This is a genomic window from Aliamphritea spongicola, from assembly GCF_017051665.1.
Lineage (GTDB): Bacteria > Pseudomonadota > Gammaproteobacteria > Pseudomonadales > Balneatricaceae > Amphritea > Amphritea spongicola.
Window position 1 is genome coordinate 152,876 of sequence record NZ_JAFIDL010000004.1, and the last position, 16,854, is coordinate 169,729.

General features: G+C 54.0%; 13 protein-coding genes. 4 read left to right on the forward strand and 9 right to left on the reverse strand.

Translation table 11 applies throughout. The features are described 5' to 3' along the window. The 6 genes from sbcD to JYB63_RS14190 all read right to left on the reverse strand — a co-directional run bounded on the left by sbcD (window position 1) and on the right by JYB63_RS14190 (window position 8,526). A complete protein-coding gene (gene sbcD / locus JYB63_RS14165) occupies window positions 1-1,701 on the reverse strand; it encodes an exonuclease subunit SbcD (protein WP_243431994.1) in 1,701 nt (566 codons plus the stop codon). A 54-nt stretch (window positions 1,702-1,755) separates the two neighbouring features. Next, complete coding sequence (locus tag JYB63_RS14170) at window positions 1,756-2,700, reverse strand: EamA family transporter (protein WP_205658546.1); 945 nt, start codon at window positions 2,698-2,700, stop codon at window positions 1,756-1,758. Window positions 2,701-2,910: 210 nt separating this feature from the next. Further along, entirely contained in the window at window positions 2,911-3,918 is a 1,008-nt protein-coding gene (locus JYB63_RS14175) for a metal-dependent hydrolase (RefSeq protein ID WP_205658547.1), read from the reverse strand. A 112-nt stretch (window positions 3,919-4,030) separates the two neighbouring features. Further along, entirely contained in the window at window positions 4,031-5,374 is a 1,344-nt protein-coding gene (locus JYB63_RS14180) for a DUF3422 family protein (protein ID WP_205658548.1), read from the reverse strand. 248 nt (window positions 5,375-5,622) lie between these two features. Continuing rightward, window positions 5,623-6,975, reverse strand: coding sequence for an aminotransferase (locus tag JYB63_RS14185; protein ID WP_205658549.1), 1,353 nt, complete (start codon window positions 6,973-6,975; stop codon window positions 5,623-5,625). Between the two features lie 84 nt (window positions 6,976-7,059). Then, complete coding sequence (locus JYB63_RS14190; protein ID WP_205658550.1) at window positions 7,060-8,526, reverse strand: NAD-dependent succinate-semialdehyde dehydrogenase; 1,467 nt, start codon at window positions 8,524-8,526, stop codon at window positions 7,060-7,062. 156 nt (window positions 8,527-8,682) lie between these two features. Here JYB63_RS14190 and JYB63_RS14195 point away from each other — a divergent pair, with 156 nt between their 5' ends. The 3 genes from JYB63_RS14195 (at window position 8,683) to JYB63_RS14205 (ending at window position 11,155) form a co-directional block, all read left to right on the forward strand. Further along, window positions 8,683-9,630, forward strand: a complete 948-nt coding sequence (locus JYB63_RS14195; RefSeq protein ID WP_205658551.1) for a LysR family transcriptional regulator — start codon at window positions 8,683-8,685, stop codon at window positions 9,628-9,630. Window positions 9,631-9,697: 67 nt separating this feature from the next. Next, complete coding sequence (locus tag JYB63_RS14200; RefSeq protein ID WP_205658552.1) at window positions 9,698-10,831, forward strand: porin; 1,134 nt, start codon at window positions 9,698-9,700, stop codon at window positions 10,829-10,831. Window positions 10,832-10,849: 18 nt separating this feature from the next. Further along, the gene (locus JYB63_RS14205; protein WP_205658553.1) at window positions 10,850-11,155 is read left to right on the forward strand and encodes a BufA1 family periplasmic bufferin-type metallophore; all 306 of its coding nucleotides are present in this window, start codon (window positions 10,850-10,852) and stop codon (window positions 11,153-11,155) included. Window positions 11,156-11,217: 62 nt separating this feature from the next. On the opposite strand, the gene JYB63_RS14210 is transcribed toward JYB63_RS14205, so the two are convergent. Then, on the reverse strand, window positions 11,218-11,853 hold the full coding sequence (locus tag JYB63_RS14210; protein ID WP_205658554.1) for a LysE family translocator: 636 nt from the start codon (window positions 11,851-11,853) through the stop codon (window positions 11,218-11,220). Window positions 11,854-12,044: 191 nt separating this feature from the next. On the opposite strand from JYB63_RS14210, the gene JYB63_RS14215 reads away from it, so the two are divergent. After that, entirely contained in the window at window positions 12,045-13,328 is a 1,284-nt protein-coding gene (locus JYB63_RS14215) for an NAD(P)/FAD-dependent oxidoreductase (protein WP_205658555.1), read from the forward strand. A 107-nt stretch (window positions 13,329-13,435) separates the two neighbouring features. Here the strand turns inward: JYB63_RS14215 and JYB63_RS14220 are convergent, their stop codons facing one another. Together JYB63_RS14220 and hrpB are read right to left on the reverse strand one after the other, a co-directional pair. Beyond that, a complete protein-coding gene (locus JYB63_RS14220) occupies window positions 13,436-13,924 on the reverse strand; it encodes a Crp/Fnr family transcriptional regulator (protein WP_205658556.1) in 489 nt (162 codons plus the stop codon). 292 nt (window positions 13,925-14,216) lie between these two features. After that, on the reverse strand, window positions 14,217-16,748 hold the full coding sequence (hrpB, locus tag JYB63_RS14225) for an ATP-dependent helicase HrpB (protein WP_205658557.1): 2,532 nt from the start codon (window positions 16,746-16,748) through the stop codon (window positions 14,217-14,219). Between the last annotated feature and the right edge of the window lie 106 nt (window positions 16,749-16,854).

Consider the following 16,854-nt stretch of genomic DNA (forward strand, 5'->3'; position numbering starts at 1 on the left):
TTAAAATCCGTCAATCAGTGACTGTTGCTGCATAGCTTCCGGTTCATCGGTTGCTGTTTTCTTTGAAGCGGCGGTTTTGGCTGCCGGTTTTTTCTCAGTTGCCGGCGCAGGTTCCGGCAGGCTGTTACCGAACAGGTCATCAACCGGTTCTGGCTCTGGCTCTGGCTCTGGCTCTGGCTCTGGCTCTGGTTCTGGCTCCGGCTCTGGTTCTGGCTCCGGCTCTGGCGAAACCTCAGCAATTTCCGGTTTAGAGTCTTCAGATTCCGGTTGCGAAGTCTCTGACTCATCTGCATCAGCTGCAGTTCCAGCAAGCTCTTCTACCTCGTCGGCCTCTTCGACCTCTGCTGCATCGTCGGTCAGTGTTTCGGACTCTTCACCGACTTGCTTTGCCGCTGCGGGTTCAGTCACAGGTGCCTGTGTCACCGCCGTGGCCGCACGGGTGAGTTGTTCTGCCAGTACCGGATCATCGCCATCAAGGTTATCCCGGACTTCCCCTAACACCTGGGCGAAGCTGATCCGCAATCGCTGCAGGCGTTCCTGTTCAGATTCACTGCTGAAGTCTTCCCGGGCCAGACGTTGTTCAAACACATCCTGCGGGTTTAGCTCTGCCAGGGTTTCCCGCTGTTCAGCGCCGGCCTGTTCAGATTTCTGTACCCGGCTGCGGCGCAGCTGTAACACTTCAACGTTATAGTCAGCGGTTAAAGCCTGAATGCGCTGTTGTAAGTCATTCAGGTAGGCTTGCGCACTCACCTCAATGGTCAGCCAGACCGGCAGCTCACCTGCGGTTTCCAGTGCTTCAAGCTGTTCGGCAATCTCTTCCAGATCCCCTTTCAGCTGGGCCATTGGCTGAAACATCGGCACCGGCAGCTCAGTCACCCGGGCAGCTTCGCCGGGGGCAACGTCCACCAGCAGTACCTGCTTCTGGCTGCGTAACTCATCAAAACTCAGGGGAATCGGTGAGCCGCAATAACGGATGGTGTCTGACTTGGAGACTTTCTGCGGCCGGTGGATATGGCCCAGCGCGATGTAATCGGCAGGCGGAAAATGGTTGGCCGGAAAGGCTTCCAGTGATCCAACATAGATATCCCGGACGGATTCGCTGGTCTGCACACCCATGGCAGTCAGGTGACCGGTGGCTACAATTGGCAGAGGCTGATCGGTGCCCTGCTCTCCGGCCATTTGCTGTGCGATTTCATAACGGCTCTGATAAAAGTCGCTGATAGCCTGCCCTAACTGTTGCTGCTTCTGCTTACCGGACTGTCCCGCTTCACTGGTCATCAGGTCCCGGGGGCGCAAATAAGGTACAGCACAGAGCACCGCACCCGGCTGACCATCTGCCTGACTCAGTACAATCACCTGTTCCTGCGGGGCATCCCCAACACCGGCAACCACCCGGGTATTTAACTGGGCCAGCAGGGTCTTCGATTCATTCAGCATGGCAACCGAGTCATGGTTGCCCGCCAGCACCACTAACTGACAGTTCAGCCGGCTCAGCTCGACAATGAAATGGTTATACAGCTCACGGGCATAGCTTGGTGGAGCCCCCGTATCAAATACGTCACCTACGATCAGCACCGCATCAATGGCCTGCTCCTGTACCTGCTGTAATACCCAGTCACAAAACTGACGGTGTTCATCAAGCCGGCTTTTACCCATAAAGTTCTGACCAAGATGCCAGTCTGATGTATGCAGAATTCGCATGTGATTCTTTAACTCTTTCACCGGCTGCCGGGGCAGCCATTTAACTCGTTGTGTTTACTGTTCTGCGGCAGTTGCTTTACCGCTGCGGCGTAGCCAGCGTAACAATTGTGGCCCGCGCATATTCACACCCAATCCGGCCAGTACCAGGAATATACCCAGCCACTGGATGCTGCTCAGCTGTTCGTCCAGTAACCAGGCGGCACAGCTCAGCCCCACCACAGGTACGCCAAGCGTTAACGGCGCAACCTGCGATACCGGATAACTGCTCAGTAAATAGCCCCAAAGGCTGTAGCCAAGAATGGTGGCTATCAGCGCCAGATACACCAGCGCAAATACTGAGCTGAAACCAATATTCAGCAGTGCATTTTCTATTAAAGGCCCTTCAAGATACAGGGAGAGTGCAAAAAACGGCAGCGGCGGAATCCACGCCGACCACACCACCAGACTGATAGCGCCATTTTTATTGCGGTTAAAACCGTGCTGATGAATTTGCCGGTTTACGATATTCCCCAGTGCCCAGGCCACTGCTGCGGCGATTGTCAGGCCAAAGCCGATGGCGGTCATATTCTGCTGTAGCGCCGCAGACATAAACCACAGGTCACCCCAGCCAATGAGCACCAGCCCTGAAGCCGCAATCATAATCGCCAGTAACTGGTAACGGCGGATATCTTCCTTCAGCCAGAAAGCCGCCAGTATCAGGGTAAAGAATGCCTGCGATTGCAGTACCAGTGACGCCAGCCCCGCCGGCATCCCCAGATGCATGGCCGTAAAGAGCAAAGCGAACTGTGCGAAGCCCAGGGTCAGACCGTAAGCCAGCAGCCAGCGCAGCGGTACATCCGGCCGGGCCACAAACCAGCAACCAAGTGCGGCCACCAGCAGAAAACGCAGCCCGCCCAGTAACAGCGGCGGCATACCTTCCAGCCCCCAGGCAATGACCACAAAATTGAACCCCCAGACCACCACAATAATGAGGCCCAGTAAGGTGTCTCTGAAATTCATCCGGTTCGCATCCCTGACGCAATTTGCTGCCCGCGCAGCATGAAGAAGCATGCACCCAAACAGCGCATCTTAAAAAGTGAACAGGCAGGTTATGGGAATATCAGCCCGGCGTCCAGAGGGAGATTTAACCACAAAGAGGTAAGTGAGATGACAGCAGCAGATACCACGAAAAACACCGGCAGGATTTCCCTCACCGGTGTCTGTCAAAACTCAGTTATCGCGGCTGACTATTCGCTGCAGTAACTGTTTTGCCAGCCCCCAGTCACGGGGTTGTTCAATGCGCTGATCGGTCACAGGCACAATATCTTCGCCCTTCTGCTCAGCGACCTTAAAAGTGAATACGTAAGCGGGCTCTGCGCCCATCCGCAGATCAGAGATAATCACATCATTATTGCCGGCACTTTCAACTTTAAAGAAGCCTTTACTGAACCACTGCAGGCGGCTGACCGGCCAGTGATCCTGCAAGCCCGACAACAACTCCGGCTGGCTTGAGTAGTGCTCGAATTCGATCCGGCGATCCGGATCAAACAGGGAATAATAGCCTTCCAGATAACCGTCATCCTGCATCACCAGCACCCGCCAGAGCAGTGTATTGAACGGCCCAGCCGTTACCAGCAGTTCCTTATCCGGCGTGTTTTTGTCCGTCGAAGCAGCCAGATTTTCTTCCGCTATGCCGGTGACATACGCCTGTGCAGACAGGCCCCAGATCAGATACAGACTGCTGAATGCCAGGCCGACACGGTTCATCTTGCGCCCCCAGTCAGCCTGCCGGGAGGCCAGCGCCAACACAACACCCAATAACAGCGGCACCGTATACAGCGGATCAATGATAAATATACTGCCGGAGCCCGTCGGCTCCACCGGCAACGGCCAGAACAGCTGGGTGCCGTATATGGTAAAGCTGTCGAGAATTGGATGGGTCACCAGTGCCAGCCAGACCAGCAACAGCCAGCGGCGCTGCAGATCCGGATACTGACCATGGAGTTTATTGATCAGCCAGGCCAGCAACGGCGTCAGCAATGTCAGGGTAATCAGCGAATGGCTGAAGCTGCGGTGATAGGTAAAGTCCGCCACGGCACCGCCCATGGAAACAAATACATCCAGATCCGGCAGGGTTGCCAGAGCACCACCCCACAGGGCCGCCCGGTAACCGACTTTATGGCCTAATACTGCTTGCCCCAGCGCTGCACCCAGCGCTATCTGCGTAACCGAATCCATGAAAATTCCTGTGCCTCAAACTGACCTGCAAAGGGTCCATGCTACGTAGCTGCCCGTGGATTTACAAACAGCTTTACAAAACGTAACACTTGGCAGGATGTTACCTGGCCGGTCAGTTTTCAGCGTCCCGGTTCAGATGCTTCTTCACCCGGTGGGTCACCAGCCAGACGCCGGCAAGTACGACCGGAAGGAAGGCTGCCTTGAGCGTGCCCACATCCATTCCCGGCGTAAACGGCACCGCTGCTTCGAACAGAACGCCACACAGTGCAAGTACATAATAGGTGATGACCACAATCGACAGGCCTTCGACCGTCTGCTGTAAACGAAACTGCAGCTGGGCCCGCTTGTCCATGGATTGCAGTAACGCCTGATTCTGCGCTTCGATTGCCATATCCACCCGGGTACGCAGGAAGTCACTGGCCCGGTCTACCCGGCTGGACAGGTCATCCAGACGGCGCTTGGTAGCTTCCGTTGTCCGGAAAGCAGGGCCCAGACGGTGTTCAATAAACGCCGACATGGTTTGCAGGCCGTTGAGTTCAGTTTCCTGCAAGTCTTCAAGCCGGCTCTGAACCATCTGATAGTAGGCGCGGGCCGCATCAAACCGGTAGCGGGTTTCAGCAATCAGCTCCGCTACTGCAGCAGCCATATCAGACAGTTTTTCCAGCTGTTCCCGTTCTTCGCTGATGACCCGCTCACCACTGATCTGGCGTAACAGATCCGCCAGTTCGGTTTCCATATCGCTGACCCTGGCGCTGGTCTGCTGTGCCACCGGGAACGCCAGTAACATCATATTCCGGTAGGCTTCCAGCTCCAGCAGGGTACGGATCAGCCGGCCGGTCTGGCATTCATTCAGGCTATTGTTGACCAGCAAGATTCGGTTAAAGCCGTCACTGTGCAGGCGCAGGGCACTCCAGACGCTGGCCGCTTCATTCCCCAGCTGGGAAGCAATCAGCCGCTGGCCTTCAAAACAGGGGCGCAGGGTTTCTTTATCCACCACAGCGGTTTCACTGTCGATGCCTTCGATATGCAACGCCGCAACCACTTCACCAGGCAGTTCACTGATCCAGTCATCCGGTAACAGGCTAATCGCCGGCTGAGCAAAACACTGCGTGCTCTTACCCTTCAGCAAAAAGGTATAACTGCTGAACTCAGTATGCCGTTCCCAGCGCACTTCAAATTCACCAAAGCTCTGATAAAAGCAGACATCCCCTTCTGACGGCGGATTGATACTGTAGCGTTTACACAGGCTCCGCAGGTGCTTCAGCTCACGGGGATAATGATCCGTGCCGGTATGCAACAGCGTCATATGCGAAACCCGCACCGGTGTAGTGGCTACCGGAAACGGACGGGCATGAAGGTCCGCGTAGTTATCCTGAAAGCGCATGTGCTGACTCAACCCGAAACTGTCATTCAGCGGGTCGTTCAGAACCGGTAACTGGTGTAAAGCCTGGCGCAATTGCTACTCCTCAGATTAAAGCCGTCAAAAAATATAGGGCCACTATTCATACCGTCAGATTCGTCACAAAACAATCACTTAGTATAAAAAACGTCGTGTTTAAGCTAATTTAGATAAGTTTTGTGACAACCCGAAGTGAAACAGATGATATCTCTGTTAAAGACAGCCCGAACACAATTAACCGCTGGCATAAAAAAGGCCCGTAAAACGGGCCAAGGGTCTGAATGATCACACACAGGTTACGACTGTCAGCCAGTCAGCAAACCCTGCTTAGTGACGTGATCCAGAGTGTCATCCAGCGCCTTGCCGAACGACTCAAGGATTTCATCCACGTGCGCCTCTGTGGCAATCAGCGGTGGGCATAATGCCAGCGAAGATCCGGCTACTGCACGGGTAATCAGGCCATGACGCTCACAGGCCTGCTGGGCAAAGGCACCGATGGCACCGCCGGCAAAGGCTTCGCCGGTTTGCTTGTTGGCCACCATTTCAACGGCGGCAATCATGCCTTCACCGCGGACTTCACCCACCAGCGGGTGATCGGCAAACTTCGCCAGCCCTTTCTGCAGGTAGGCACCGGTTTCAGCCGCTTTACCGAAGATATTATCCCGCTGATAAATCTCCAGGGTTTTCAGGGCAACTGCACAGGCAACCGGGTGACCGGAATAGGTATAGCCGTGACCGAATACACCAACTTTGGCACTTGGCTCGATCATCGCTTCATACATATCACCACGGATTACGGACGCACTGATCGGGATATAAGCAGAGGATAACTGCTTGGCCAGGGTCATCAGTGCCGGTGAATCAATCCCCATGGTGTTACAGCCGAAGTCTTTACCGGTCCGGCCGAAGCCGGTGATCACTTCATCGGCCCAGAACAGAATGTCGTACTTCGCCAGAATTTCCTGAACCCGCTGGTAATACCCTTCCGGCGGCACGATGACGCCGCTGGCACCGGTAATCGGCTCAGCGATAAACGCAGCGATGGTTTCCGGGCCTTCTTCCAGAATCATCTGTTCCAGATTATTGGTAATCCGGGTAACAAAGTCCGCTTCAGACTCACCCGCCAGCCCACCACGATAGTAATGCGGTGCATCGGTACGCAGGATTCCCAGCGGATCAAACGGCAGATCAAAATGCTGATGATTGGCCGGCAGGCCCGTCAGGGATGCCGATGCCACGGTAATACCATGATAAGAACGGTCCCGGGAGATGATCTTGTATTTCTCCGGTTTACCGATGGCATTAAAGTAGTAACGCAGCATTTTGATGTGTGTATCGTTCGCGTCGCTGCCGGAGTTACCGAAGAATACTTTAGCATTCTCAACCGGCACCATTTCTGCCACTTTGGCCGCCAGATCAATGCCCACCTGGTGGGTTTTGCCGCCAAACATGTGCGAGTAAGACAGCTGCCCCATCTGCTCAGTGGCTGCGTCAATCAGCTCACGGTTGTTGTATCCCAGCGATGTACACCAGAGGCCCGCCAGGCCTTCCAGATAGCGGTTACCCTGATTATCGTAAACATACACACCATCACCGCGTTCAATGGTCAGGGTTTCAGTGTTGGTCAGGTTAGTGGTCGGATAAATGATATTGCTCATAACCGGTCCCTCAAATAAAAGTTTCACAGGCGGTATGCTCTGCCAGCGGAATATCTGTTCGCTGGCAGAAGATACCGTTCAGCATCAGCGGTTCAGACCACCCATGCAGATGTATTTCGTTTCCAGATAATCATCCAGACCGTACTTGGAACCTTCACGGCCCTGACCGGATTCTTTGACCCCGCCGAACGGAATCACTTCAGAGCTGATCGCCGTTTCGTTAACACCGACCATGCCGTAATCAACACCTTCCGCCACACGCCACATACGGCCCATGTTTTCGGTGTAGAAATACGCCGCCAGGCCGAACTCGGTATCATTGGCCATAGCAATGGCTTCTTCTTCGGTGCTGAACTTAAAGACTGGTGCTACCGGGCCAAAAATTTCTTCACGGAACACCCGCATCTGCGGATTCACATCGGTCAGAATGGTTGGCTGATAGAAGTTACCGGCACCGGCCTGAGGCTCACCGCCAATGACAACCTTCGCACCCTCTTCCACTGCACTGCTTACCTTGGCATGGACATCACGCACGGCTTTTTCAGTAATCAGCGGGCCGTGAGTTGTGTCTGCCGCGAAACCATCACCGATGCTGAATTCGGCAACCGCTGCACGCAGTTTTTCGACAAAGGCGTCGTAGATACCTTCCTGAACAATCAGACGGTTAGCACAGATACAGGTCTGACCTGAGTTCCGGTATTTGGATACCAGCGCACCGGCCACGGCCTGATCAAGATCGGCATCGTCAAAGATAATTACCGGCGCATTACCGCCCAGCTCCATTGAGGTGCGTTTCACGGTATCTGCACACTGACGCATCAGCAGCTTGCCAACAGGAGTGGAACCGGTGAAGGTCACTTTTTTAACCGTCGGGTTGGAAGTCATTTCACCGCCGATGGCCGGCGCATCGCTGCCGGTCACCACACTGAACAGACCGGCAGGTAAACCGGCACGTTCAGCCAGTTCTGCCAGGGCCAGCGCTGATAAAGGGGTCTCAGCCGCTGGTTTCAGTACGATGGCGCAACCCACCGCCAGTGCTGGTGCAACCTTGCGGGTAATCATGGCATTCGGGAAGTTCCACGGAGTAATCGCAGCAACCACACCCACCGGCTGTTTAATCGCAATGCCACGGCGGTCGGTCTGCGGGGTTGGAATAATGTCGCCGTACACCCGCTTACCTTCTTCAGCAAACCACTTCAGGTAAGAAGCACCATAGGCAACTTCGCCCCGGGATTCGAACATTGGCTTACCCTGTTCGGCGGTCATCAGAATCGCCAGGTCTTCCTGATTTTCCAGTAACAGCGCGTGCCACTTTTCCAGAACAGCGCTGCGGCTTGCCGCAGACAGGGCGCGCCACTCTTTCATCGCACGGGATGCCGCTTCAATCGCCTGACGGGTTTCAGCCGCCCCCAGGTCAGCAACATCCGCCAGATGTTCACCATTCGCCGGATTGGTCACGGCAAAGGTTTTACCTTCGAAGCCGTCAGTCCAGTTACCGTCAATATAAGCCTGGGTTTTCAGCAGACCAGGATCGTTCAGTTGAATTGCCATGAATTTCTCCGCGTATTGTTCTCTACAGCCGGTAGCGGCCGGATAAATATCGTTGAGAACATTTATAGTGAAGATTTTTATTTGTTAATATAATTATTTATCCAAGCAAACATTTGCATATTCAAATGTAATTCTTTCTCTGCAGCGGAGTTAACCATGGGCCGAAAAAAAGCAGCCATCAGCGGGCAACTGGCGGATCAGGATCTGCGCCTGCTACGGGTATTCAAAAGCGTTGCGGAAGCCGGTGGTTTCAGTGCCGCCGAAGTGCAGTTAAATCTGGCCAATTCCACCATTTCCAACTACATCGCCGATCTGGAAAAACGCCTGGGTATGCGGTTATGTGAACGGGGCCGCGGCGGCTTTAGCCTTACCCAGCAAGGGCAGACTGTCTATGAGGCCACGCTGGAACTGCTCAATGCACTGGATCAGTTCAGCCAGCGGCTGAACCGTTCAACTCAGGGCATTTACGGCCGGCTGCATCTGGCCTTTGCCGAACACATGCTTGGGGCACATAACGCCTTTGTGGTTGAAGCACTGGATCTGTTTACCCGCCGGGCCCCGGAAGTAAATATCGAAATCACCACCCTCAGTTCCGATGAAGTGAGCACCGCCCTGCTGAATAAACAGGCAGATATCGGCATCACCGTTGAACCCCAGCGCTATCACGAGCTCAATGCGGTGGATCTTTTCGATGAACAGATGTTGCTGTACTGCGGTCAGCAGCATCCCTTATATGAACAGCCCGAAGCAGATATCAGCAGAGAAGCATTGCGGGAGTATCGCTTTGTAGAGTCCCCCCGTTTGCTGCCAGGCCGTGAAGTACATCCGGATATGCGTCATTGGCACCGCCATGCCAAGGCACACCATCAGGAAGCCCGGGCCACGCTGATTCTCAGTGGCCAGTACCTCGGCCTGCTGCCGGAACACTTTGTTGCCAGTTGGGGGCTGGGAGACAAACTGCGCCCGCTGATGAGCGATACCTACGGATACCGCAACAGTTACCGGGCAATCTGGCCGAAAAAAACCACCAAGGATGAAATCATCGAGGTCTTTCTTGAGGCACTCAGTCAGGCCCGTTTAACGGCGGCTCATGCGCCGGCATAACAGAATATTCATAGTGGTTTCAGGGAGCCGGGGAATAATGCCTGAAACCTGATAACGGACCCGTAATATGCCAAGCGCGATTTCCCCCCGCCGGACAGCTTTTTGCCTGCTGCCCATGCTTCTGATTCCCACCGTCGCAAGCGCAGGCATTCTGATAAAACATCCGGATTTCAGCGTCGTTGCGGATGCCTACCTGAACCTGACCACCGGCAACGCGGCAGATGACTCCGAACAAGTGGCTGCCGATGCTGACATTCGCCTGCTGGGGTTATATGAAGCCGCCGATGGCAACAAATACGGCGGACGAATTACCTTTGAATCCACCTCTGCTGGCAGCAATAACGGAGATCCGGAAGTGGGTGAATACAGCCTGCTGGCTCAGTCAAACTGGGGCCGGATAGAGGTTGGCGAACGCCAGGGGTTACCGGATGTTCTGACTGGCTTTGCCCCCAACAACTATACCTTTACCTTTGCAGAATACGGCCCGTCTACCGGTCGCAACCTGAATCCGGCCGGTGGCCTGCAAACCAGTTTTATTGATGCTGCCGATGCTGCATCTGTGAACCAGCTCAGCTCATTGGGGTTTGTCGCCTCTCTGGCCGGCGACCGCTCTGCCAAACTGATTTATGCCGCACCCCGTTCGACATCCGGCATCAATACCGGTATTTCTTACGCCCCGGATATCAGTGAAGATAACCCGGGCTTTAAACAGCTGATCCAGACCGGCCTGACCTATGACTATTACTGGGATGAACACCAGTTACATCTGGGCGGCAGTTACACCTACGCAGACGCGGAAGATCTCAGCGCCGGCCAGCAGCGGGATGATCTCAGTTCGGTAAATCTGGGAATTTCAGCCACCTTCAACAGCAAACTGGCACTGGGCATCAGCACCACCCTTAACGGAACATCCGGGCAACTGAGTAACAGTATTCAGGAAGATACCCGGGGCTGGGTGACCAGCCTGAACTATAACAGCGGCCCCTGGACTTACGGTGGTTTTTACCAGCAAGCGTACGGTCAGGGGGATGCTCAGCAGGCCGGCCGCAACCGGCTGGAAGCTTACCAGTTGGGTATTTCATACCGGTTTAATATCCGTACCCGGCTGTATACCGCCTATTATCATTATGATCTGAGTAGCGATAATCAGAACAACAGTGACGGCGATGTCGTACTGTTTGGCGTGCGTATCATTCTGTAACAGTAAAAGAGTCAGACTATGAATAACAAAACCAAAGCCATTCTGGCGCTGACATCTGCAGCCGCTCTGCAGGGCTGTACCCAGCTGGAAATATCGTCCACCCTGACACCGGGTGAGACCACTCAGCCACTGAGCCACCCGGAAAAACCTGTCTACGAATTTGAGAAATGTTACGGCGTGGCAAAGAAAGGTCAGAACGACTGTTTTTCCAACGGTCTGGCCTGCGCAGGCACCTCCACCGAAGACCGTCAGAAAAACGCCTGGATATTTGTCCCCGAGGGCATCTGCAATAAAATTGCCGGCGGCAGCACGTCTAAAGGCTGACTCCCTGTTACTGAAGCCCTGCTGCTGAAGCCCTACTGCCGAATCCCTACTATTAAGACCTACTATTGAGCCGCGCTTTTAAATGACAGTAACCCAACCCCCATGCTGACGAACAGGCCGCCGGTTACCCGGTGAAACCATTTCATCCCCTGCCCGCCGGTAAGAAAACCTTTTGCCGACTGGGCAATCAGGCCATAGCAACTTAAAGAGATAAACGAGAACAGCATAAAGGCACCGGTCATCACCGAGAATTGCGGTGCCAGGGCGTAATTCAGATCGATAAACTGCGGAAATAACGCGCCAAAAAACAGAATAGGTTTAGGGTTGGTCACCGCCAGCAGTAATCCTTCCCGGTAATGAGACAACCCACTGCGCTGTTCAGTTACACCTTCTGCCTGTAGCTTCATCTGACGTTTACGGGAAAACAGCTGACGTGCGCCGAGATAAATCAGATACGAAGCTCCGAGTATTTTCACCACCATAAACAATGTGGTTGAAGCCATCAGAATGGCACCCAGTCCGCCAACTGATACCAGCGAGAGAATAAACAGCCCGGTAATATTCCCCAGCGCGCCAATCATAACCGCCCGCATACCGTGGGAAATACTGTTGAAGATCGCCAGTAAAATCGCAGGGCCGGGGCTGATGACATAAAAAAATGAGATCAGCAGATACATCATCAGAGTGTCGGTATTCATACGCAATGTCCTTTTGAGTCTTCTGTCCCGACACCGATGTGCCGCAGGAGAAAAACTATAGCGCTTTTAACCGCCGCTGACGACTGGCAAGTAAAATATCTCCAACTGGGTATATCAGCCTCCGGGGGCTTACCGATACTGTAGCTGCATGATCGGCGAATCTGTTCGCCCACCGAATGACAGAGGTATTTATGACTGCCCAGGCCCACACAACATCTTATTACGCGGCATCTGCCAATGAAAAACAGTTACGCCCGGCGCTGACCGATAATATCGACGCCGACGTCTGCGTTATCGGTGCCGGATTTACCGGACTCTCCAGTGCCCTCCATCTGGCCAAAGCCGGATTTAAAGTGGTGGTACTGGAAGCCAACCGGATTGCCTTCGGAGCCTCTGGCCGTAACGGTGGCCAGATCGTGCACAGCTACAGCCGGGATATCGATTTCATCCATAAGCATTACGGTAAAGAAACCGGCACAGCGATGGCCAGCATGGCATTCGAAGGCGGTGAAATCATCCGTGGCCTGGTCGATGAATTCAATATTCAGTGCGACCTGAAAGACGGTGGTATTTTCGCCGCCTGTAACGATAAACAGATGCGTGAGCTGGAAGGTAAAAAAGCCCTCTGGCAGGCTAACGGCCACCGCCAGCTGGAACTGCTCAACGCCTCAGAAATTCAGAATCATATCGGTACTGGCCGTTATAAAGGCGGTTTGCTGGATAAGAGCGGCGGACACTTCCACCCCATGAATCTTGCTCTGGGCGAAGCGGCAGCGGTTGAATCGCTGGGCGGACAGATTTTTGAAGACTCTGCCGTCACCGGCATTGATCAGCAGGCAATCACCCGGGTGAATACTGCCCGCGGCAGTGTTACCGCCAAATATGTTGTCGTTGCCGGTAACGCTTACCTCAACGGCCTGCTGCCAAAGCTGGAACAGAAAGCCATGCCCTGCGGTACTCAGGTGATTGCCACTGAACCGCTGAGCAAAGAACTGCAGCAACAGCTGCTGCCGAAGGATGAATGCGTTGAAGACTGTAACTACCTGCTGGACTACTTCCGCCTGTCCGGTGACGGTCGGCTGATCTATGGGGGCGGGGTTACCTACGGTGCCCGTGAGCCGGGAAAAATTGAGTCACTGATCGTGCCGAAAATGCTGAAAACCTTCCCGATGCTGAAAGATACCAAAGTGGATTTTGCCTGGACCGGCAACTTTCTGCTGACCCTGATGCGTCTGCCGCAATTCGGCCGTATCGGCAATAATATCTTTTACGCTCAGGGTTACAGCGGCCACGGTATTACCAGTACCCACCTTGCCGGCCGGGTTATCGCCGAAGCCCTGCAGGGACAGGCTGAACGCTTTGATGTATTTGCCGGCCTGCCACAGTACCCGTTCCCCGGTGGCCGTACCTTCCGGATTCCGTATACAGCAATGGGTGCATGGTATTACACGATGCGCGATAAACTGGGCATCTGATCAGATAAGAAAGAGTCGGTGATGGCGGGATGTCACCTATCCCGTCACGCAGACAGATCAGTGAACACCCACAGGTGAAGGAAAAAACAATAAAAAGAAAATGATTGTCAGGTAGACTGCATACTGCCACACATGTTGTCCAGCTGAGCAATTTCACGGCTCATTTCCCGAGTCACATTGATCATGAAGATCTTAAAATCTTCCGGATAAATATCGCAAAGCTCATGGAACAGGGCGCTGGAGATTTCCAGTACAAATCCCTCTTTCTGCATGACCGCGTTACCGTGGCGGGCCTGCAGGCCAATCATTCCCACAAACCCCAGTTGTTCACCGGGTAAATAGGCTTTCAGGGGTACCTGATCATCGGAATCTGTCTTGGGATGATAAAACCGCGCCTGGCCGCTGAGGATGACAAAAAACATGTCTGAACTGTCACCCAGGGAATAAATTCTGTCGTTGCCTGCCAGTTTGTAAATGTCGCCGTGGGTCAGTAAAAACTCCAGGCTTTCATCAGATAAAGCACCAAACATGGACAGGCCATGGCAATACTCCAGGGAAAATTGCCCACTCAGGTCTGAGTATTGATATAACTGCATAATCCGTCTCCGGGAATCACAATCTCAGTATAGTGCAATAACCAGGTTCCCAAATGCCTAAGGCACGAAAACTAAAGAAAAAATTCAAAAAAATCTGCAGCGTCCCGAATACCTGAAATGTTCACAGATTTTTACCTATTTGCTGCACTTATATTGCACTTAAAAATATACGTCGTCGCACGTTAACTCCGCGTTAACAACATAGCAAGGCTACTAATTGATTATTCACCTTCCCTACCCGACTTAAGTACTAAAGTTAAACGGCGGTGTTACATAAACGGTCATCGGGAGGTTAGTCAGAACGACGCTTTTTCAGTGAGTGCCCCGGGTCCGCCTCAAGAGGATTATCCGGCCAGTAATGTTTCGGATAACGGCCTTTCATATCTTTCTGTACTTCCCGGTAGCTATTTTGCCAGAAACTTTCCAGATCCTGAGTCACCTGCAGTGGCCGCCGGGCCGGTGATAATAGGTGCAGCATAACCGCTGTGCCCCGGCCAATGGTGGGGGTTGTGGTACAGCCGAACATCTCCTGCAACCGCACCGCCAGTACCGGCGGGCTCTGGCTGTAATCCAGCCGGGCATTACTCCCGGCCGGTAACTTTATGCTCACCGGTGCCAGGTTATTCAGTGCCTGTTGCTGCTCCCAGCTCAACCGGGCCAGCAAAATATCCTGCAAATTCAGTTTTTTAAGCTGCGATAACTGGCGGACATTATCCAGATAGGGCCCCAGCCATACTTCCAGATCCGCCGTGAGTGCTGCATCGGATACATCCGGCCAATTTTCCGGATCCTGCTGGTGCAGAAATGCCAAACGCTGGCGTAAACCGGTTGCCTCTTCCCAGTTCAAAATATGCAGCCCGCGTTTAGCCAGCATACTGAGGATAGCGCCTACCCTCAGGGCAGGATCAGCATCCGGCAAATCAGCGCGCTGTAACACAATGGCACCTACTGCTACCTGCCGCTCACTGCGTAAGCGCTCCCCGGAGGTATCCCATTCAACCTTATCCCGGCGGGCTGTCAGCGCCTTAAGTGGCCCGTCAAAGAGAGACTTATTCAGTGTCACTGCGGAGTAGATCTGATCAACACTCTGCCCTTGTCGGCCGCCCTGTTCAGCAATGACCAGAAATTCGGATTTATGCAACGGATCATGCTGCTTCAGTCGGGCCGCACGGCCATTGCTTAGCAGATAATCATGGCCCTGGGGATTTCGCCGGGCAGCAATTCGGTCCGGGTAGGCATAGCTGAGCAGAATGGCCAGCCAGTCTTCCTGATGATCCGTCGGCGGCAATCCGGTCAGGTTCTCCTGCGACAGGTTTTGTTTGCGGACCAGCCGGCTGAACTGACCTGCCAGTTGACGGCAACGTTTGCGCAGTTGAGCAGTATGACTGCTGGCGGCGATGTCCCCCTGCAACCAGGCAAGATGACGGCTGAAATCTGAGCTGTCGATTCCTGAGCGCTCACTCAGTAAGGCAGCAATATCTGCTGCCAGAGCCAGCTGCCCCTGCTGTGCACCAATGATCAGCATTCGTGCCAAACGGGGATGCACCGGCAGCGCGGCCATCTGTTCTCCCAATGAAGTAATGCTCACGGCACCTGTAACCGGGTCTGTCACTAACGCAGAGAGATTCATTAACAGTTGTTCTGCCTGTGCGACAGCCCCTGCTGGCGGCATATCCAGCCAGGCCAGTTCTGCCGGATCACTGACACCCCATAACTGAAGTTGCAGTACCAGTGGCACCAGATCCGCGTTGGTAATTTCCGGATCAGAATGGGGCGCCAACTGATCTTGCTGTTCACGGGACCAGAGACGGTAACAGATACCGGGCTCCGTTCGCCCCGCACGGCCGCTGCGCTGAATACTGGCAGCCCGGGACAAACGCCGGGTATGTAAGCGGGACATGCCGGTATTCGGATCAAACGCCGCATAACGACTCAGGCCGGCATCAATCACCACCCTGACACCGTCAATGGTCAGGCTGGTTTCAGCAATACTGGTGGCCAGTACGATCTTACGCTCACCTGCTTTCGCCGGTGCAATAGCCCGCTGCTGACGGGCAAAGTCTAGGTCACCGAACAATGGAAGCAACCGGGCTTGCGGAAACAATTGTTCAATGTCTGCCAGTTGCTGGGCGGCACGGCGTATTTCAGCCTGCCCCGGCAGAAATACCAGAATGCTGCCACTTTCTGTTTCCAGTGCTTGCCGTACCGCTGCTGATACCTGCTCTTCCAGCCGTTTATCAGTCCTGTATCCCAGATATTCCACATCCACCGGATACATACGTCCGGCACTGCTTACCAGTGGCGCCGCCGGCAGGAGTTGCTGAATCTGAGCGCCATCCAGCGTGGCGGACATAATCAGTAACCTCAGCGGCTGATCTTCCCGGAACAGCTCCCGCCCCTGCAAACACAGCGCCAACCCAAGGTCGGCATCCAGATTACGTTCGTGGAATTCATCAAATATCACCAACCCCACCCCTTCCAGGCTGGGATCTTCCTGCAGCATGCGCACCAGAATACCTTCGGTGACCACTTCTATGCGGGTTGCCGGGCCAACGGCGGATTCCAGCCGCACCCGGTAACCCACGGTTTCACCCACCTTTTCATCCAGCACAGATGCCATGCGCTGCGCAGCCGCCCGGGCAGCCAGACGGCGGGGTTCCAGCATGACAATCTTCTGCCCTTGCAGCCATTCTTCCTGCAGTAACGCCAATGGAACACAAGTGGTTTTACCAGCCCCCGGCGGGGCTTCAAGAATCACATCAGGTGAATTGATCAGGGCTGCGGTGAGCTCATCGAGCACATCATAGATTGGCAGTGAAGTCATAACAGGTCAGTGTTGAGTTACAGGCGGATAAATCAGACTTGCAGCATTGTATCAGGGGTAGCCAAAGCATTCAGAAAATAACCTGCAGGAAAAGTCATATTCTCAC